This is a genomic window from Yeguia hominis (genome assembly GCF_014384705.1).
GTDB classification, from domain to species: domain Bacteria; phylum Bacillota; class Clostridia; order Oscillospirales; family Acutalibacteraceae; genus Yeguia; species Yeguia hominis.
The window spans coordinates 205,374-224,268 of sequence record NZ_JACRSN010000003.1; the positions used below are offsets into that span (position 1 = coordinate 205,374).

Below are 18,895 nucleotides of genomic sequence, written 5' to 3' on the forward strand. Positions count from 1 at the left end.
GTACCCAAGAAAACAGACAGTGAAAAAAAGCACCTCCTGTTGTAGAATAGAAGCTACAACAGGAGGTGCAGTCATGTCGAGAGGAGATACGAAAGCAGAGGCGCTCAGTGAAGCAGTGTTCCGGCGAAAGGCCGCAGGAGAAACGAACCGAGAGATCGGTGTCCATTTCGGACTGCGCAAGGCACAAGTCAAAGGACTTGTCAATCGCCAAAACCGCAAACAGCGACTGATTGCCAACGGCTATGTTCCGCAGCCGAAAGGCTGGCCGCACAAAGCTTCGATCAGCGAAGAACAAAAGCGAAATAACGAACTGATCAAGCTGCGGATGCAGGTGGAGCTGCTGCGAAATTTTCTGTCTGAAGCTGGGAGGAGGTGAAGCTGAAATACCGGGTGATCGAGCGTTTTCGTGGAAAACACCCGATCGGCTCCATGTGCCGTATGTTTGAAGTCTCCCGTAGCGGCTGCTATGCCTGGCGAAAACGGCAAGGGCAACCCGCCAAGGATCAGTAGCTCGTTGATCTGATCATCGACTGCCAACAGCGCAGCAAACAGACCTGCGGCTGCCGCCGCGTTCGCCGATGGCTGGAACGACGGCATGGCAGAAAAGTCAGCATCAAAGCCATTTTGCGCATAATGCGCAAGCTTGATCTGCTCTCACAGGCACGCCACCGCAAACCGTATCGGAACTATCAGCAGGCCGTTCACAAATATCCAAATCTGCTGCAGCGTGCGTTTGCCCAACCATTCCCCAATCGTTTTTGGGCAACCGATATCACCTATATTCCCGCAGCTAAGGGAATGGTGTAGCTGTGTGCCGTACTGGATCTGTGCGGAAAAATGGTGCCGGCTTACCGGATCGGCGGCGATATGACCGCTTCGCTGGTGACGGATACCGTTCGGGATGCCTGTAAAAAAGAGAAGGTCGCTGATGGACGAATCCTCCACAGCGACCAAGATTTCAATATACAGACCAAGCATACTTTGACCTAAGCCAAGAATCCCACATTCAGCCGTCGATGTCCAGCCCCGGATGCCCTTATGACAATGCTGCTTTCGGGACGCTGAAAACAGAGTGCCTGTATCGGAGAAAATTTTCGTGCCGGGCCGAAGTCGAACAGGCGGCGGAGTATGTGCGATTCTGCAACTATGAGCGGGTCAACCTGAAAAACGGCCTCACTCCCTTTGAAACCCGGAGTGAGGCCGTGTAATTCGCCGCTATTCTGCGACTGGGCGCTTTTTTGTTTGTCTGCTAAACGGGGAACGGTCCATTCCGCATCAGAGGGTTTTTGACAACGCGTTCCACTCTTATTTTAGACATGCTTCGGGGATTCGTTCAATTGTAATTCAAGCGCACATTTAAGTGAAAGATTTCGGATTGTGGATGTGGATATGATGGGATTTTGCTGTAGCTTAGTCGTCGATGACAGATCTTCCGAGCTTTCTCGCACATTCTGCGCAGACATTGCGGTCTTTGTAGCGCTGCAGGTTGTCCATGCTGCCGCAGAATACGCAATACGGTTCATACTTTTTCAGAATGACAGCATTGCCTTCGGTAAAGATCTCGAGCGCATCTCCCTCTTCGACATTCATGACCCGACGAAGCTCGATCGGGAGAACCAGTCTTCCAAATTTGTCGATGCGTCTTACTGTGCCTGTTGATTTCATAAATCGGCCTCCCTATTTTTTTTGACAAAATGTGAGTTTGCTGACAATTTAATAATCATAATTTTATCAAAACTTGGTGTTTTTGTCAACAGCAAAATCTGCCTTTTTTTGCAAAAGCAACTATTTAGCAGTATAATATTTTTGGAAAATTTTGCATATATAAGAGATATGATATTTCATTTGTCAAATTGGATATTTTTGGGCTGGAGGAACAAAAATGCTGAATTATGTCTGGGCGGCGCTGATGCTCATAAGCTTTTTTTCCGCACTTGCAACCGGGCGCATGCAGGCACTTTCCGATGCGGTTCTTTCCGGTGCGCAGGATGCCGTGATACTCTGCGCGTCTATGCTCGGCATGATGTGCCTTTGGACGGGGCTGATGAACATTGCACAGCAGGGCGGCACAACAGCGCTGCTTTCCCGGCTGTTCGACCCGCTCTTGCGGCGGCTCTTTCCGGATTATTCGCGCGGCAGCAAAGCGCTGCAGTGCATCAGCATGAGCATCACGGCGAATCTGCTCGGGCTCGGCAATGCGGCGACGCCGCTTGGCATTGCGGCCATGAAGGAACTTGACCGCGCAAACGGGCACCGGGAGTCGCCTTCTAACGGCATGGTGCTGTTTGTTGTGCTCAATACCGCGTCGGTGCAGCTGATTCCCGCGACGCTCGGCATCTTGCGAAAGCAGTACGGCGCGCAGAATCCGTTCGCAATCATGCCGGCTGTCTGGGTCGCTTCTGGCATCACGTTGGTTGCCGGCATCCTGACCGCGAAGCTGCTGGAAAAAAAGACGCGGAGGGTCTGAACATTGGAATGGGTCGGAATTTTTGCAATGCCGGTGTGTGTCTGCGGGATCATCCTGTTTGGGCTGCTCCGGCGCGTGCCGGTGTTCAGCGCGTTTACCTCCGGCGCAAAAGAGGGCTTTCAGTCGGCGCTGGAAATTTTGCCCACGCTGGTCGGGCTGGTGACGGCGGTGAGCATGCTGAAGGCCTCCGGCGCACTTGATCTGTTTGCTTCCTTTCTGGAGCCGGCGGTCAAGTGGCTGGGGCTTCCGCCGGAAGTCGTGCCGCTTGCGCTGCTGCGGCCGGTATCCGGCAGCGGTTCGCTTGCGCTGCTGAGCAATCTGTTTGAACAGTTTGATCCGGATAGCCAGATCGGGCGGATCGCTTCGGTGATGATGGGCTCCACAGAGACGACGTTCTACGCCGTGACCGTGTATTACGGTGCAGTGAGCATCAAAAAGACCCGCCACACCATTCCGGCGGCGGTTACGGCGGATCTTGTATCGGTGCTGGCGTCGATTTTCGCGGTGCGGCTTTTTTTCGGCGGCTGAACCTTTTTCCCGGTTGTGCGATCCGGCTTTCGATTTTACAGAAAAGATGCAGAAACAAAGGAAATGTGCTATAATCAGGAAAACAGCAGTTGGACTTTGCATGCAGCACGGTTCGAGGCGCGTTTGATCCGCAAAAGAAATTGCCGGCGAACGCCGCGGACAGCGGGACAGCAGACGGCGTGCGGCGTGCAAAGCGCCTGATTGTGGCAGGAGGAATGAAAAAATGGACATCGTATGTCTCGGCGCGGCCAATTTGGATATTTTTGCGTCTCCGGTAGATCGCAGCGTGTTTCAGGTGCAAAAGCAGCACATCGAGGAGATCGGACTGGTTCCGGGCGGCGATGCCGTCAACCAGGCGCTGACGCTCTCAAAATTTGGCGTTCACGCCGGACTGGCAGCGTGTGTCGGTGCCGATGAAATCGGGGAGATGCTGCTCCGCACACTGCGCAGCCGCGGCGTAGAGACCGCCTGCACGGAAATTCTTCCCGGAGAGCCTACGACAGTGGCGATTGTGCTGGTCGGCAAGGACGGTGAGCGGAATATCGTCGCAAAAGCCGGCGCGCACACCAAGCTGTGCAGAGAATCCGCCCTGCGGACGCTCACATCTTCGGTGCGGGCGCTATCAATCGGGAGCTTTTTTTCCTGTCCGGACCTGGAAGACGACGGAATGGAGGTGCTTCTCCGCACCGCGCAGGAAAAGGGCATCCTGACTTTTGCGGATATGTCCTCGGACAAGCGCGGACTCGGCTTTTCGGGCATTGCCCGGTTTTTGCCGTACCTCGATTATTTTTTGCCAAGCCTTTATGACGCGGAGTATCTGACCGGCAAGCGGGAAAAATCAGAAATGGCAGAAGTGTTTTTGCAGGCAGGCGTTCGGCATGTGCTGATCAAATGCGGCGCGGAGGGCTGCTATTATCAGGACGCTGTCCAGCGGGGCGGAATCCCGGCCGTTCCGGTTTCGCCGGTAGATACGACCGGCGCGGGGGATACCTTCGTTGCGACGTTCCTCTATCGGACGCTTTCGGGGGATCCGCTGCCGGAGGCGGCCGCATTTGCTTGTGCGGCGGCGACGCTGCATACGCAGACGTTCGGTGCGTCCGATTCCCCGCTCAGTGAAGAAGCGGTGCAAGCGTTTCGGCGGGCGCATCTTGAGAAAGGAAAAACGCGATGAACGCAGAACTGCTTGCGCCGGCCGGCGGAGAAGAACAGCTGATAGCCGCTGTGCGCTGCGGCGCGGACGCGGTCTATCTCGGCACCAAGGCGTTTAATGCGCGCCGGAATGCCGGGAATTTTGACCGGGAAGCGCTTCGGCGGGCGGTTTCCTATTGTCACGCCCGGAATGTCAAGGTGCATGTGACGCTCAATACTCTGCTGATGGACCCGGAACTGCCCGAATTTCTGGATACGCTGGAAACCGTGGCGGAAAGCGGCGCGGATGCGGCGATCGTACAGGATCTTGCTGCAGCAAAGCTCGTACGGGAACACTGTCCGGAACTGGAGCTGCATGCCTCGACGCAGATGGCGATCCACAATGTCTATGGCGCGCAGAAAATGGAAGATCTCGGCTTTTCCAGGGTGGTGCTTGCAAGAGAGCTTTCCCTCTCGGAGATTTCGGAAATTTGCCGCAAGACTTCGCTGGCCGCCGAAGTGTTTGTACACGGCGCGCTGTGCATGTGCGTCTCGGGCATGTGCTATCTTTCTTCTCTTTTGGGCGGAAGAAGCGGGAACCGCGGACTCTGCGCGCAGCCCTGCAGGCTGAACTTCCGGTCGGCGGGCAGACCGTATGCGCTTTCCCTCAAGGATATGTCCCATATTTCTGCGATTCGCCAGCTGACCGAGGCGGGCGTCCAGTCGTTTAAAATTGAGGGACGGATGAAACGGCCGGAGTATGTGGCGGCGGCGGTAGCGGCCTGCCGCACGGCGATGGACGGCGGGACGCCGGATCTTGCAGATTTGCAGGCGGTGTTTTCCCGCAGCGGGTTTACGGACGGCTATTTGCGCGGCGCGCGTTCGCTTTCCATGTTCGGCCACCGCACGCAGGAGGATGTTGCCGCGGCGGCGGGTGTGCTTTCTAGGCTTGCGGCCGCGTATCGGGCGGAGACGCCGAAAATTCCGGTTCAGATGCAGCTGACGCTGGAACGCGGCGTGCCTGCCCGGCTGCAGGTTTCTGACGGAATCCAAAGCTGCCGGATCGAGGGCGAACTTCCGCAGGAGGCCAGAACCGCGCCGGCAAGCTTCGAAAGCGTGCACAAAAGCCTTTCCAAAACGGGCGGAACCCCGTTTTTTCTAAAGACCCTTACGACAGAGCTTGCCGACGGCGTGATGCTGCCGGCCGCGTCGCTCAACCGGCTCAGACGGGACGGGCTGACAGCGCTGCTTGCAAGGCGCAGCGAAGTGCCGCCCAAACCCTTCTTGCCGCAGAAAGCGCCGCTTTTTAACGCGGTCCGCAGACCGTTTCCTTCAAAACCGGAGATTCGGATCCGCGTGGAAACCTGGGAACAGGCGCAGGCGGTGCTTCCGTTTCAAAAGACGGTGATTCTTCCGATCGAAGTGCTGGAGGCGCACATCTCCGAGATTGAGAATGCTGACCGGGTGATCGGAGAACTCCCGGCGCTGATCTTCCCCGGGGAAGAGGACGCGCTGCTGCTAAGCCTGCAAGCGCTGCAAAAGGCCGGCCTGCAGCGGGTGCTGACCGGGCAAATCGGATGGATAGACCGTCTCAAAGCCTGCGGGCTGACTGTTTGCGGCGGGTATGGGCTCAATCTTTCCAATACGCTTGCACTTCATGAGGCTGAGCGGCTCGGCTTTGCGGACGCGACGCTCTCTTTTGAGCTGCCGTTCCGGCGGGTTCGCGCGCTCGGGGGAATGCTTCCGCGCGGGATTCTCGCATACGGCCACCTTCCGGTGATGCAGCTTCGCGCCTGTCCGGCGCAAAAAGAAAGCGGCTGCGCCGGCTGTGACGGCCGCCCGAAGCTTCTCGACCGGCGCGGGATGCCGTTTCCGCTGATTTGCCACAAGCGGCGGTACACGACGCTTCTCAACCCGGTTCCGCTGGCGCTCGGCGATAAGCCGCTGCGCGGCATCGATTTTGCGGTGCTGTATTTTACCCTGGAGACGCCGGAAACGTGTCAGGCGCGGTATCGTGCGTTTTGTTCCGGAGAAACACCGGATTTTGACCGAACCAACGGCTTTTACGACCGCGAATGGAAGTGATCCGGGCCGCGTTGTGTTTTTCGGTCGGATATGATATGATGAGATCTAGAAAAAGGCGTCAATCCCCAGAATCGCCGCAAAACCGGCCGGAGGCATCCGCACGACACGCGCGAAGGCGTCTGGGCCGCCGGATTGCAAAAAGGAGAAGCGCAGATGAAGCTTTATATTCGGCAGCGGGTGTTTTCCCTGACAGACCGCTATGATATTTACGATGAATTTGAAAACCCGTATTTTCATGTGCAGAGTGAATTTTTGACGCTGACCCCCAAACTGCATCTTTACGATCAAACCGGCGCGGAGGTCTATTTTATCAAGCGGAAGCTGACCTTTTGGCTGGCAAGCTATGAGATTTACCGGCAGGGAACCTACTGTGCGGGAATCCAGCAGCAATTTCGCTGGTTCCGTTCGCACCTGACAGTGGAGAGTCCGTACGGCCGGATGGAGATCCGCGGGAGTTTCTGGGAGATGCAGTATGAGATTTTCTGCGGCGGCGTCTTTGTCGGCGCGGTGCGCAAGAAATGGCTAAGCTGGGGCGACAGCTACGAGCTGGAAATTGCAGACGAATCGGATCCCGGCTTTTTCTGCGCGCTTGTGATCGCCATTGATAACTGCATCCATAATGGCCAGAATTCCTAACGGACAGGGCTAGAAACGGTTCAGCAAAGAAAGGAAGAATGCATTGCCTAGCATGATCAGCGTGATGCTGCGCGAACAGCTCCGGCTGCTGAAACCGCTGCTTTCGAAACTGTCGATCAGCAGCGACCGCGCGGTACAGGATAAAATTGGAGATATGGGCGCACGGGTGCTCAGCGCGAAGCTGGAGTCTGCCCCGGTTGCGTTCCCGAATTTTGAAGCAGAGATGATTACGCCGCACGGGCACCCGGAAAAAGGCGTCATTTTGTATCTGCACGGCGGCGGATACACGGCCGGGTCGCTCAAATATGCCCACGGATTTGGCAGCGTTCTGGCAAACCGTACGAATCTCTGCGTGCTTTGCGCAGCGTATCGGCTGGCGCCGGAGAATCCGTATCCGGCGGCGCTAGAGGACGCCTATGCGGCGTACCGGTATTTATTGGAACACGGGTATCCGGAATCGGAGATTTTTTTCGTCGGGGAATCGGCGGGCGGCGGGCTGATTTTCTGTCTTGCGCAGTATTTAAAGTCCCGCGGCGAAGCGCTGCCGGCAAAGATTGTCGGAATTTCTCCGTGGGCGGACCTGCGGATGGTTTCGGAAAGCTGCACGGAAAACGAAAAGACCGACCCGGTGCTGACAAAAGAACAGCTCTCGCATTATGCGGCGCTTTATGCCGGGGAAAAACTGACAGATCCCTGCGTTTCGCCGGTCTGCGGAGATTTCACCGGGTTTCCGCCGGCGCTGCTGTTTGCCGGCGGCGACGAAATTTTGCTGGACGATTCGATCCTGCTCAAATCCAAATATGAAGAAGCGGGCGCGTCCTGTGAGCTGGTGATCGAGGAAGGCCTGTGGCACGTCTATGTGCTGTTTGCCGTTCCCGAGGCGCAGGCGGCGCTCGAAAAAATCGATCAGTTTCTGAAGGTGGAGAAAGATGGAGAGACAAAACAGGCGCTGGATGAAGCTTGACAATGCCGCGAAAATTTATCCGGCCTCGCAGTCAAGACGCTGGATGGCGCTTTTTCGGCTTTCCGCTGTTTTGACAGAGCCGGTGGATCCGGTTGTTTTGCAAAAAGCGCTGGAGCGGACGCTTCGGCGGTTTCCGTCGTTTTCGCAGCGGCTGCGAAACGGCGTGTTTTGGAACTATCTCGAACAGCTGGACGGTACGCCGGGCATTCAAAAGGATGTCATGAACCCCTGTATGCGCATGCGTTTCCGTGAAAACGGCGGGTTTATGTTCCGGGTTCGGTACTACGGCAAGCGGATTGCAGTGGAATTCTTTCATGTGCTGACGGACGGTACCGGCGGATTCTGCTTTTTAAAGACGCTGGTTGCGGAATATCTGACCGAGCGGTACGGCGTCACCATTCCGCGGTCTGCGGAGATCCTCGACTGCACGCAAAAAGCCGCTCCGGAGGAACTCGAGGACGGCTATCTGAAATATGCGCGCTATGTTCCGCGCAGCCGGAAGGAGACCTCGGCCTACTGCATTCCGGGCAAGCGGATCCGCAACTTTGTCTTTGTTACGACCGGCACGCTGGACGCAAAGGCGGTTGCCAAATTGGCCAAACAATACCACGCAACGGTGACGGAATTTCTGGTTGCGGCGCTGATTCTGGCAATCGATCCGATCCAGAGAAAACAGGTGCTGTTTCAAAACAGCCTCAAGCCGGTAAAAATCTGCGTGCCGGTGAATTTGCGGAAGTATTACGGAAGCAACACCATGCGCAATTTCGCTTCTTATATCAACCCCGGCATTGAACCGCGGTACGGAAAATTCGATTTCGCGGAAACCGTGCGCCTCGTTCACGGGCAGATGGCGGTGGAGACAAACGAAAAGATGCTCAACGCCAAGTTTTCGACAAATGTGCTCTCGGAGCAGAACGTCTTTTTGCGGCTTGCACCGTGGTTCCTCAAAAAGCAGGCGATGAAGCTGGTCTTTAAGATGAAGGGGGACCGCCAGTCCTCGACGACGATTTCGAACCTCGGCGTGGCGTCGCTGCCGAAAGACATGGCGCGTTATGTCAGCCGGATGGATTTTATGCTCGGGCCGCTGAGCCGGAACCGGGTTGCCTGCGCCAGTCTGAGCTATCAGGATCAGCTGGTCATCAATTTTACCCGGACGATCCGAAGCGCAGAGGTCGAACGGAATTTCTTTACGATGCTCGTGAAAATGGGGCTGCATGTCAAAATCGAGAGCAACCAGCAGCGCCTGCAGCAGGAGCACCCCAACGAAGATTAGAAAAAGAGGGAACGGAATGTCCTATTGTGTCAATTGCGGTGTAGAGCTTGCACCGTCCGAAAAACGCTGTCCGCTTTGTCATGTGCCGGTCATCAATCCGGCCGATCCCTGGAAGGAGCCGGAGGAACACCCGTATCCCCGCAGGATCGAAACCGTGGAGCCGCATATCGACCGGCGCTTTTTCAGCTTGTTTGCAACGCTGATTCTGATGGTGCCGATTTTGATCTGTCTGATTAACGACCTGTTCGTCCACGGGAAAGTCACCTGGTCGGTTTTTGTGATCGGCGGTGCGGGGGTTGTGTTTGTGTTCTTTTTGCTGCCGTTTCTCATCGGAAAGTGCAGCCCGGTGCTGCTTTGGACGTTCGATACGGTGGCGGTGCTCGGCTTTTTGCTTCTTACGGAGCGAAAGGTCGGCGGGGACGATTGGTTTTTGCCGCTTGCGCTTCCGCTGACGCTGGTGCTGGCCGCAATTTGCCTGTTGTTTTTGCAGTGGTTTCAAACGCGCCGGTCCATTCTCATGTCGATGGCGTTTTTGTGCTATGCGGCCGGGATCTACGCGATGTGCGTGGAGATGATCGTCAACCTGTACCGGCGCCTGTCGCCGATGCCGCACTGGTCGTGGTATTCTCTGGTGCCTTGCGTGCTAATCGGAACGGCATTTCTGATTTTGAACCGACGGAAAAAATGGCGCGACAGCATTTATAAACGGATGTTTTTCTAAACAGGAAGAAAAAACCCTGCACATGGTGCGGGGTCTCTTTTTTGGGGGAAATGGGAAAAATGCGCATGCCGGCGCAGAAAAACAGACAGAATCCCGGGCGTCATAAAGCACGCATTTTACAAGATTGCTGAATTTTTGGGAGGCAGTTTTTTCGGGGAAAAAGGTGTGCTATACTAAATGTGCCGGCGGCGCTGTGTGACGGCTTTTTGTGGAGCGTACGGTGCCGGTTGGCAGCGCCGGCGTCGAACCAAACTCGAACCGAATGCAGAACCCGAATCCGGAAGTCCGGTACGGCTTTTTTACGCAGAATGCCGGTTCTGTACGGCGGATCTGTGCGGCGCGCGGAAAATACAATGAAATCCAAAAGTGCAAAGGAGGGAACAGACAGTGGTACAGCGAAACTATCAGAAAGAACTGGACAAGCTGCTTTTGGAAGAAGCGCAGAAGCCGGGCTTGCGGCGGGTACTGCTGCACAGCTGCTGTGCGCCTTGCAGCAGCTATGTCCTTTCTTATCTTGCACAGCATTTTTTGGTGACGGTCTTTTATTATAACCCCAATATTGAGCCGCAGGAGGAGTACCGGCAGCGCTGCATGGAGCAGGAACGTCTGCTGCGCGAGATGCCGCTTCTGCATCCGGCGGATTTTTGGGAAGGTGCGTATGAGCCGGCGCGTTTTTACCAGGCTTGCGCGGGAATGGAATCCCTTCCGGAGGGCGGCGCGCGATGCCGGAAATGCTGCTCCATGCGCTTGCAGGAGACCGCCTGTCTTGCCGCGGAAAACGGCTTTGACTATTTCACAACAACGCTTTCCATCAGCCCGCTGAAAAATGCCCGGATGCTCAATGAGGAAGGCGAACGCGCTGCGGAGATCTACGGCGTTCGCTATTTGCCGTCCGACTTTAAAAAACGCGGCGGCTATCAGGAGTCTATCCGGCTTTCGAAAGAATATGGCCTTTACCGGCAAAATTACTGCGGATGCGTCTTTTCGAAAAGAGCAAGGCAGGAACAGGAGGAAAAAAACCATGTCTGTACTGTATAAGGGAAGCATGCTGCGCGTGGCAGATGCGCACACACATATTTATCCGGATAAAATCGCGGAAAAAGCGACTGCGGCGGTAGGCGCGTTCTATGATATTCCGATGTCGCGAATCGGAATGTCGGAAGCCCTGCTGGCAGCCGGACAGAAAAATGGTACGGACCGGTATCTTGTGTGCTCGGTTGCAACCAAACCGGAACAGGTGGCCTCCATCAACGCCTATATTGCAGGGGAATGCGCGAAGCATCCGGCGTTTGTCGGGCTTGGCGCGCTGCATCACCAGCTGCAGGATCCGCTGGCCTCGATTGAACACGCCTGCGAGTTGGGTCTTCGCGGCTTTAAAGTGCACCCCGATTTTCAGAAATTCAATATCGACGATCCGGCGTTGCTGCCGGTCTACCGAATTTTGGCCGCGCGCAGACTGCCGATTCTCTTCCATATGGGCGACAACCGCTATGACTACTCTGCGCCGATTCGTCTGGCGCGGGTGCTCGATCGGGTGCCGGATCTGCGCTGTATCGGCGCACATTTCGGCGGCTACCGCAGATGGCGGGAAGCGGAGCGGGTGCTCAGAGGCGCGGATCTCTATTTTGATACCTCCAGCAGCCTGCCCTATCTGGGTAAAGAGGAAGCGCTGGAAATCATTCATGTCTACGGTGCGGATCGGATGTTCTTTGGCACGGATTTCCCGATGTGGGATCCCAAAGAGGAACTCGACCGCTTTTTGGCGCTGGAGCTTCCGGTCGAGGAAGCAGAAAAAATTCTTTATGGGAATTTTGCCGCGTTTTTCGGCCTTTCCGAGGCGTAAAATTAGCCGGCCGGGTGTGCGGAATCCGCAGAATACCGGATCGGACGCAACCGGCGCAAGGGGCAGTGTGTACCGGCTGTTTGCGCGGCGCGTTTGCCGGAAGTCCGGCCGGAATTTTTTCACAGCCGGAACGACAACCGGATGTGAAAAATTCCTTTGAAATGGTGTTTGAACCCCAATAAGCGATTCTGCCGGCCGTTTCGGCGCTGTTTCGGCGCTGCTTTGGCCGCTGCTGTGCCGGACGGATGCGGCGGCGTTCAGCGGTTCTGTGAAGCCGCGCACGAGGGGCTTTTCGTGCCGAAAGGTCCGGCATGCGGAACCGCACTGCAAACAGGCGTCTCCGCGAATATTGGATTCTACAACAACACCCTGCTTTTGGAAAAAGCCGCGCTGTGCGGGCCGGATTCCCAAAGCAGGGTGTTGTTTATATTTGGATGTTACGATAAGAGGCAGCGTTTTTTTCAGGCGCGTTCGCGATACCGCTTTACGATCAGGTTCGCGCATTTATAGACATCGCCGCCGCCAAGCGTGATGATCAGATCACCGGGCTGTGCGTGGGCAATGACGTAGTCCGCAATTTCCGGAAAATCCGGGAACCAGACGCAGCCGGGAATCTTTTCCGCCAAATCAGCGGCATAGATGCCGTAGGTGTTCTGTTCGCGGACCGCGAGAATTTCCGAGAGAACCGTGTGATCGGGAATGGAGAGCGCCTTGGCGAAGTCATCGAGCAGCATGGCCGTGCGCGAATAGGTATGCGGCTGGAATACGGCCCAGACCTGTCGGAAGCCCATTTCCATGGCCGCGGAAAGCGTGGCGGAAAGCTCTGTCGGGTGATGGGCAAAATCGTCCGCGACGGTGACGCCGTCGAAATTGCCGAGGATTTCAAAACGGCGGTGTGCGCCGGTAAAGCCCGCGAGGCTTTCTGCGATTTTTTCAGCCGGAATGCCGCAGACGTCCGCTGCTGCGGCTGCAGCCAGCGCATTGTAAATGTTGTGGTAGCCCGGTACCGAGAGCGAAATTTCCGTCAGCGGTTTGCCGTGCTTCAGGAGGGTGAAGCGCTCACAGGCTTTTTCGGTTTTCTGAATGGAAACCGCCCGGTAGTCGCAGGATTTTTCGATACCGAAGGTGCAGACTTTGGCGTTTTCGATGCCCTCTACGGCGCGCAGGGTATTGGGATTATCGCCGTTGACGAGAAGAACCCCCGTCGTTTGCAGTGCAAACTGGTGGAACGAGCGGATAATGTTGTCGAGCGAGCCGAAATAGTCGAGATGGTCAGCGTCAACATTGAGAATCACAGAGACCGCCGGATGCAGCTGCAAAAAGCTGTCAACATACTCGCAGGCCTCGCAGATGATGGTGTCGGACTTGCCGATCCGGCTGTTTCCGCCGATATAGGGAAAGCGTCCGCCGATGATCGCGCTGGGATCCTTTCCGGCGTCGATGAAGAGCTTCGTCACCATGGAGGTCGTCGTGGTTTTGCCGTGCGTGCCGGAGACCGCGATGGAATTGGCGTAGCGTTTCGCGATCAGACCCATCATCACCGAGCGCTCAAAGGTGGGGATTCCGCGCTTTTCTGCGGCGAGCAGCTCCGCGTTGTCCTTCTTGACGGCGGCGGTGTAGACGACCGCTTCGGCGTCGCCGATATTTTCGGACTGGTGGCCCATCCGGACAGTGATGCCGTCAGCGCGGATACGGTCGAGGGTTTCCGACTCATTGATGTCGGAGCCGGTGATGGTATAGCCCTTTTGCAGCAGAATTTCCGCCATCGGGCACATGCCGGACCCGCCGATTCCGATAAAATGCAATTTTTTGACCTGACTTAAAATATCGTGATATTGCAAAATAAAGCAACTCCTTATCCTAGAAACTTTTGCGTTCATGCCGTACCTTTTATTATATTGCGTTTTGGAAGGAAAATAAATACATTTTTTTATTTTTCAGCGGTTTCCGGGAAAAAAGTTTTCGTTCGGACGCGCCGAAACCGGACACACCTGCGGCAAAGCGGCCATATTATACGAGTAGGGTCCGGCCTCCTTCCGTGCGGGCGGCCGGCAAATCGGAGTTTGGCACGGAGAAACGGCGGTTGAAACGGTGGAGCAGAATACCTTTGGAGTGGTAGGCGGCGATCAGCGCCAGGCAGCGCTGGCGGAATCCATTGCCGCAGATGGATATACCGTATATGCACTGGGATTTGATCGGATGGAATTTGGAAACGGCGTAAAGAAGACGGAGGATCTCGACGAATTGCTGCGGCACTGCGCACAGATTATTTTTCCGCTGCCGGTCACGACGGACGGAAAAACGCTCAATATGCCGTACAGCGTGCAGAAAATTGTTCTGGATGACCTGTTTGCGGAAAAGCTTTCCGGAAAGCGGGTCTTTGGCGGAATGATGGGAAAACTTTACAAAACCAGCGAGCTTTGGGATGAGCTTGAGACACACGACTATTTTACGCGGGAAGAGTTGGCGGTGAAAAATGCGATTTTGACGGCGGAGGGCGCGGTCGAAATCGCCATGCGGGAATATCCCGGCACGATCAGCGGCGCACGGTGCCTGGTGGCGGGCTTCGGAAGGATCGGCAAGGCGCTGAGTCTGATTCTGCGCGGGCTGCACGCCGAGGTTACGGCAAGCGCCCGGAACCGGGCGGATCTCGCGTGGATTGAGGTATTCGGCTGCCGCGCGGTCCATACGGACGCCATTTTTGAGAGCGGACAGTATGATCTGATTTTCAACACGATTCCGGCCAGAATTTTTTCACGCAAAGAGCTTGCCAAAGCGCAGCGCGGGACGATCCTCATTGATCTTGCTTCCGCACCCGGCGGGATCGATTTTGAAGCGGCCGCAAAGCTGCCTGTCCACGCGGTGCAGGCATTGTCGCTGCCGGGCAGAGCGGCGCCGAAGGCTGCGGCGGAAATCATCAAGAGCACGATCTACAATATGATGGAGGAGTGAGCGTATGGACAGGATTCGTCTGGGATTCGCGTTCTGCGGATCCTTTTGTACCCTTTCAAAAGCGGTTGCGAAGCTCCGCAGTGCGGTAGAGGCGGGCTATGATGTGTACCCCATCATGTCCTTTAACGCCTATGCAACGGACACCCGGTTCGGAAAAGCGGACGACTTTGTCTGGGAGATCGAAGATCTCTGCGGCCGCAAGGTCATCAAGAGCATCGTCGGCGCAGAGCCGCTCGGCCCGAAGAAGATGGTCGATGTTTTGCTCATTGCGCCCTGTACCGGAAACACCATGGCGAAGCTTGCGCTGGGCATTACCGATACGCCGGTCACGATGGCGGCAAAGTCCGTTTTGCGGGTGGGAATCCCGGTGGTGCTTGCGCCGGCAACAAACGACGCGCTGGCCGCTTCCGCGCAGAATATCGGCCGCCTGATGAACACAAAACACATCTATTTTGTCCCGATGGCACAGGATCAGCCGGAGAAAAAGCCCACCTCTGTCATTGCGGATTTTGAGCGCGTGCTTCCGGCTGTGGAGGCGGCGCGCAGAGGCGAGCAGCTGCAGCCGGTTTTGTTCGGAACCGTTTAAAACAGGAAACACAGCAGGGTTGTTTTTCAGAGAAAAACCCGCTGTGTTTTTCTTTACAAAAGCCCGGCGCCGCCTTATAATGAAAGACAGAAGTTTTAAAGACGGAAGCGGAGTGTAGAAATGGCGGTGCTGGTCAGAGAGCGAAAGTTTTACCGGACGTTTTTTTCGATGACGGCGGTTGTCGCGCTGCAGAATTTAATCGTGTTCGGCGTCAATTTGGCGGACAATATTATGATCGGGCAGTATTCGGAAAACGCGCTGTCCGGCGTGGCGATTGTCAATCAGATCCAGTTTTTGCTGCAGATGATTGTGGTTGCCGGGTTTGGCGACGCAGTGGCGGTCGTCTCTTCCCGCTATTGGGGCGCAAAGGATCTTTCTGCCATCCGAAAGCTGCTCTCGATCACCATGTCGCTGAGTATTTTGGCAGCAGTCCTTTTCTGGGCTGTGATGTTCTTCTTTCCGGCGCAGGTGCTCTCGCTGTTTTCAAGCGATGCCGCGGTAATCGCGGAAGGCGTGGCGTATACGAAAATTGTCTGCTTTACGTATCTGTTCTTTTCGGTGACCAATTGCCTTCTGGCGTCTTTGCGCAGCGTGGAGACGGTGCGGATCGGATTTGTGGTTTCGCTCATCGCCATGGTGGTCAATATTTTCTTAAATTATGTGTTTATTTTCGGAAATCTCGGCGCACCGCGGCTCGGCGCGCCCGGTGCCGCGCTGGCGACGCTGATTGCCCGCGTGGTCGAGTGCGCGATTGTCCTCTTTTATGTGTTCCGGATGGATCGGAAGCTCTCGATGAAACTGCGGGAATTTTTCCGGATCGATCTGCCGCTGCTTCGGCTGTATCTCAAGGTCGGCTATCCGGTCATCTGTGCGGGTGCGCTCTGGGGAATCGCGATGGCGGCACAGACGGCGATTCTCGGACATCTCGGTTCCCAGGCAATTGCAGCAAACAGCATTGCGACGACGCTTTTCCAGGTGATTACGGTGGTGTCGATGGCATCCGGCAGCGTGACGGCGGTCATGATAGGGAAAACGATCGGCGAAAAGCGGATGGACGCGATCCGGCCGTATACCAAGACCTTTCAGGTGCTGTTTTTGCTCATTGGTATTTTGACCGGCGCGGCGCTGTTTTTGCTTCGCAAGCCGGTGCTTTCTCTCTATGAGATTACCGAGGAGACCCGCGCGATGTCGATGCAGTTCCTCACCGTGCTCGCCGTGACGGTGGTCGGAACCGCCTACCAGGTGCCGTGCCTTTGCGGAATTGTGCGCGGCGGCGGCGATACCCGGTTTGTGTTCATTAACGATATGATTTTTATGTGGGGCATTGTGCTGCCGGTTTCGGCGGTTGCGGCGTTTCTTCTGAACCTTCCGCCGCTTTGGGTATTTATCTGCCTGAAAATGGATCAGATTTTAAAATGTATTGTTGCGGTCGTGAAGGTCAACCGGTACAGCTGGCTGCGGGACTGGAGCAGCGCAAAGTCCTGACCGGGAATGGACTTTTCGGTCCGGATATGCTATATTGAGTGCAGAGGAAAGGCCGACGGCGTTTTTTCGTTTGCCTGTAAGCACTTTTATGCAGAGCACAAAACCCACCGGCAGAACATCAGGCAAGTCAAACGCCGCCTTTTTCTATAAAAATGTATCGGATACATGGGAAAGAAAAGCGGAAAAGAAAGGGGAAACCATCTTGGAAGAACAGCGGTATTGCGCCGGCTGCCGGCGGATCGAAGCCGCAGCGGCCGAAACCTGTACGCTTTGCGGCGGAGCGCTCCGTCAGGCAGAGGCATCGGACTGGGTATTTCTCGTGACAGCGGAGCCGGACGATGTGCATGGAGTAGAAGAACTGCTCAAACGGGAAGAAATTCCTTTTGAAACCAAGGATCAGCCGCTGCCGCCGGACGGCTCCATTTACAGCGGAAGAGGCCTTCTGCCGCCGAAGGACTTTTTTGTGCGGTACGCAGATTGGGAAAAAGCGGACAAGCTTTTGACAGAGACCTTTGCAAAAAACGCGCAGGAAACGGAAGAAATGCCGATGAAAAAACGGATGCTCGTGCAGATCCTTTCCGTTTTGCTCTTCATTTTGCTGATTGGCGGCGTGGTTTATGCGGCGGACTGGATTGCCGAACTCATCAAGTCGCTGTTTTAATTTGATTGCGCGCGCACACTTGCGCAAGAAACGATAGAATCTTAGAGAGGAATGACCAAACATGAGTGAGTACCAGATCGATACCAAATGCATTCATTCCGGATATACGCCGGGAAACGGAGAGCCGCGGGTGCTCCCGATTGTGCAGAGCACAACCTATACCTATGAGAGCGCAGGAGAGATGGGCGCGCTGTTTGATTTGGAGAAGAGCGGATTTTTCTATACACGCCTCGGCAACCCGACGCTCGACGCAGTGGAGAAGAAAATTGCGGATATGGAGGGCGGCGTCGGTGCGATGCTGACCTCTTCGGGGCAGTCGGCTTCGCTGATTTCCATTTTGAATATCTGCCCGGCCGGCAGCCATGTGGTTTCCTCCAGCGCCATTTACGGCGGAACCTTCAATCTCTTTAACAAAACCATGCGCGAGATGGGCATCGAGTTTACGTTTGTCTCGCCGGAGGCTACCCGAGAGGAAATTGACCGGGCATTCCAGGAAAATACCCGCTGCGTCTTTGCAGAATCGGTTTCCAACCCGTCGCTCGTCGTGGCGGATCTTGCGATGTTCGCCGACGCGGCGCACGCGCACGGCGTTCCGCTGATTGTAGACAATACCTTCCCGACACCGGTGAACTTCCGGCCGTTTGAAGTCGGTGCGGACATCGTCATGCACTCGACCACCAAATACATGGACGGCCATGCCGTACAGGTCGGCGGCGTGATTGTCGACAGCGGAAACTTTGACTGGAACAACGGAAAGTTCCCGATGCTCACAGAGCCGGACGAGTCCTATCACGGCGTTGTTTACACCGAACGCTTCGGAAAAGCCGCCTATATCACCAAGGCAAGAACGCACCTGATGCGCGACCTCGGCGCACAGGCAGCGCCGATGAATGCGTTTTTGCTCAACCTGGGTCTTGAGACCCTTGCGCTGCGGATGGAGCGCCATTGCTCCAATGCGCTTGCGGTTGCCCGGTATCTTGAGCAGCACGAAAAGGTGGCCTGGGTCAATTATCCGGGTCTTGAAAGCAGCAAATACTATGCCCTGACGCAAAAATATATGCCGAACGGTTCCTGCGGCGTGGTATCCTTTGGAATCCGCGGCGGACGCGATGCGGCAATCCGCTTTATGGAGGGTCTCAAACTCGCTTCAATCGTGACGCATGTGGCGGATCTGCGCACCTGCGTGCTGCATCCGGCCAGCACCACGCACCGCCAGCTCAACGATGAACAGCTCCGGGAAGCGGGCGCGTCGCCGGATCTCATCCGGTTCTCTGTCGGAATCGAAAACCCGGCGGATATCCTCGCGGACGTCGAGCAGGCCTTGGCGCAGGTCTGACGAAAACGCAGAAAATATGGAGATTTGATGCGGTTTCGGGTAGATTGTGACCGAGAGAAGATCGTGTCCGGAAATGCAGATTATTATGTGTGAATTTGCTTAATAAATATCCCCCGGTTGTGCCGGGGGGATTTCTTATGCGGGCGAAGCCCTATGTTACCAGCCACGCCTCATGCGGCGTTGGTACGGTCTGACATCTGCATGGGGCTTGTTGCCAGCTGCCCGTAAAC

21 protein-coding genes are annotated in these 18,895 nt (G+C 55.7%); 19 read left to right on the plus strand and 2 right to left on the minus strand.

Translation table 11 applies throughout. The features are described from left to right. Positions 1-73 precede the first annotated feature (73 nt). The 4 genes from IAG03_RS03410 (at position 74) to IAG03_RS03425 (ending at position 1,208) form a co-directional block, all read left to right on the plus strand. Entirely contained in the window at positions 74-376 is a 303-nt protein-coding gene (locus IAG03_RS03410) for a hypothetical protein (protein ID WP_249318375.1), read from the plus strand. A 149-nt stretch (positions 377-525) separates the two neighbouring features. Further along, positions 526-807, plus strand: a complete 282-nt coding sequence (locus IAG03_RS14210) for an IS3 family transposase (protein WP_346726096.1) — start codon at positions 526-528, stop codon at positions 805-807. A gap of 30 nt (positions 808-837) precedes the next feature. Further along, on the plus strand, positions 838-990 hold the full coding sequence (locus IAG03_RS03420) for a hypothetical protein (protein WP_249318378.1): 153 nt from the start codon (positions 838-840) through the stop codon (positions 988-990). Between the two features lie 26 nt (positions 991-1,016). Next, positions 1,017-1,208 carry an IS3 family transposase gene (locus tag IAG03_RS03425; RefSeq protein ID WP_249318380.1) on the plus strand — a complete coding sequence of 64 codons (192 nt, stop codon included), beginning with the start codon at positions 1,017-1,019 and terminating at the stop codon, positions 1,206-1,208. 202 nt (positions 1,209-1,410) lie between these two features. Here the strand turns inward: IAG03_RS03425 and IAG03_RS03430 are convergent, their stop codons facing one another. Then, positions 1,411-1,665: an AbrB/MazE/SpoVT family DNA-binding domain-containing protein gene (locus tag IAG03_RS03430; RefSeq protein ID WP_249318382.1), complete on the minus strand. Its 255-nt coding sequence runs from the start codon at positions 1,663-1,665 to the stop codon at positions 1,411-1,413. A 217-nt stretch (positions 1,666-1,882) separates the two neighbouring features. Here IAG03_RS03430 and IAG03_RS03435 point away from each other — a divergent pair, with 217 nt between their 5' ends. The 10 genes from IAG03_RS03435 to IAG03_RS03480 all read left to right on the plus strand — a co-directional run bounded on the left by IAG03_RS03435 (position 1,883) and on the right by IAG03_RS03480 (position 11,645). Continuing rightward, the gene (locus tag IAG03_RS03435; RefSeq protein ID WP_249318384.1) at positions 1,883-2,467 is read left to right on the plus strand and encodes a nucleoside recognition domain-containing protein; all 585 of its coding nucleotides are present in this window, start codon (positions 1,883-1,885) and stop codon (positions 2,465-2,467) included. A gap of 3 nt (positions 2,468-2,470) precedes the next feature. Beyond that, entirely contained in the window at positions 2,471-2,995 is a 525-nt protein-coding gene (locus IAG03_RS03440) for a spore maturation protein (RefSeq protein WP_249318386.1), read from the plus strand. Between the two features lie 223 nt (positions 2,996-3,218). Further along, on the plus strand, positions 3,219-4,166 hold the full coding sequence (locus IAG03_RS03445; RefSeq protein ID WP_249318389.1) for a carbohydrate kinase family protein: 948 nt from the start codon (positions 3,219-3,221) through the stop codon (positions 4,164-4,166). Continuing rightward, complete coding sequence (locus IAG03_RS03450; protein ID WP_249318391.1) at positions 4,163-6,208, plus strand: peptidase U32 family protein; 2,046 nt, start codon at positions 4,163-4,165, stop codon at positions 6,206-6,208. Before IAG03_RS03445 ends, IAG03_RS03450 begins: the two co-directional genes overlap by 4 nt. Before the next feature lie 153 nt (positions 6,209-6,361). Further along, positions 6,362-6,844 carry an LURP-one-related/scramblase family protein gene (locus IAG03_RS03455; protein ID WP_249318393.1) on the plus strand — a complete coding sequence of 161 codons (483 nt, stop codon included), beginning with the start codon at positions 6,362-6,364 and terminating at the stop codon, positions 6,842-6,844. Positions 6,845-6,896: 52 nt separating this feature from the next. Continuing rightward, on the plus strand, positions 6,897-7,808 hold the full coding sequence (locus IAG03_RS03460) for an alpha/beta hydrolase (protein ID WP_249318413.1): 912 nt from the start codon (positions 6,897-6,899) through the stop codon (positions 7,806-7,808). Next, positions 7,774-9,081 (plus strand): hypothetical protein, encoded by a 1,308-nt coding sequence (locus tag IAG03_RS03465; RefSeq protein ID WP_249318395.1) that lies wholly within the window; start codon positions 7,774-7,776, stop codon positions 9,079-9,081. Before IAG03_RS03460 ends, IAG03_RS03465 begins: the two co-directional genes overlap by 35 nt. 16 nt (positions 9,082-9,097) lie before the next feature. Continuing rightward, positions 9,098-9,802 (plus strand): DUF6320 domain-containing protein, encoded by a 705-nt coding sequence (locus IAG03_RS03470; RefSeq protein ID WP_249318396.1) that lies wholly within the window; start codon positions 9,098-9,100, stop codon positions 9,800-9,802. A gap of 387 nt (positions 9,803-10,189) precedes the next feature. Next, positions 10,190-10,840, plus strand: coding sequence for an epoxyqueuosine reductase QueH (locus IAG03_RS03475; RefSeq protein WP_249318397.1), 651 nt, complete (start codon positions 10,190-10,192; stop codon positions 10,838-10,840). Further along, positions 10,824-11,645: an amidohydrolase family protein gene (locus IAG03_RS03480; RefSeq protein WP_249318399.1), complete on the plus strand. Its 822-nt coding sequence runs from the start codon at positions 10,824-10,826 to the stop codon at positions 11,643-11,645. Before IAG03_RS03475 ends, IAG03_RS03480 begins: the two co-directional genes overlap by 17 nt. Before the next feature lie 461 nt (positions 11,646-12,106). Here IAG03_RS03480 and murC read toward each other — a convergent pair whose 3' ends face one another. Next, positions 12,107-13,525, minus strand: coding sequence for a UDP-N-acetylmuramate--L-alanine ligase (gene murC / locus IAG03_RS03485; RefSeq protein WP_430472432.1), 1,419 nt, complete (start codon positions 13,523-13,525; stop codon positions 12,107-12,109). 211 nt (positions 13,526-13,736) lie between these two features. Between murC and IAG03_RS14370 the strand changes: the two genes are divergently transcribed. The 5 genes from IAG03_RS14370 (at position 13,737) to IAG03_RS03510 (ending at position 18,665) form a co-directional block, all read left to right on the plus strand. After that, positions 13,737-14,597: a dipicolinate synthase subunit DpsA gene (locus IAG03_RS14370; protein ID WP_249318402.1), complete on the plus strand. Its 861-nt coding sequence runs from the start codon at positions 13,737-13,739 to the stop codon at positions 14,595-14,597. Between the two features lie 4 nt (positions 14,598-14,601). After that, the gene (locus IAG03_RS03495) at positions 14,602-15,183 is read left to right on the plus strand and encodes a dipicolinate synthase subunit B (protein WP_249318403.1); all 582 of its coding nucleotides are present in this window, start codon (positions 14,602-14,604) and stop codon (positions 15,181-15,183) included. A gap of 120 nt (positions 15,184-15,303) precedes the next feature. Further along, the gene (locus IAG03_RS03500; protein WP_249318405.1) at positions 15,304-16,668 is read left to right on the plus strand and encodes an MATE family efflux transporter; all 1,365 of its coding nucleotides are present in this window, start codon (positions 15,304-15,306) and stop codon (positions 16,666-16,668) included. Between the two features lie 202 nt (positions 16,669-16,870). Continuing rightward, positions 16,871-17,329: a hypothetical protein gene (locus tag IAG03_RS03505; protein WP_249318407.1), complete on the plus strand. Its 459-nt coding sequence runs from the start codon at positions 16,871-16,873 to the stop codon at positions 17,327-17,329. 61 nt (positions 17,330-17,390) lie between these two features. Next, positions 17,391-18,665: an O-acetylhomoserine aminocarboxypropyltransferase/cysteine synthase family protein gene (locus tag IAG03_RS03510; protein ID WP_249318409.1), complete on the plus strand. Its 1,275-nt coding sequence runs from the start codon at positions 17,391-17,393 to the stop codon at positions 18,663-18,665. Positions 18,666-18,895: the final 230 nt, after the last annotated feature.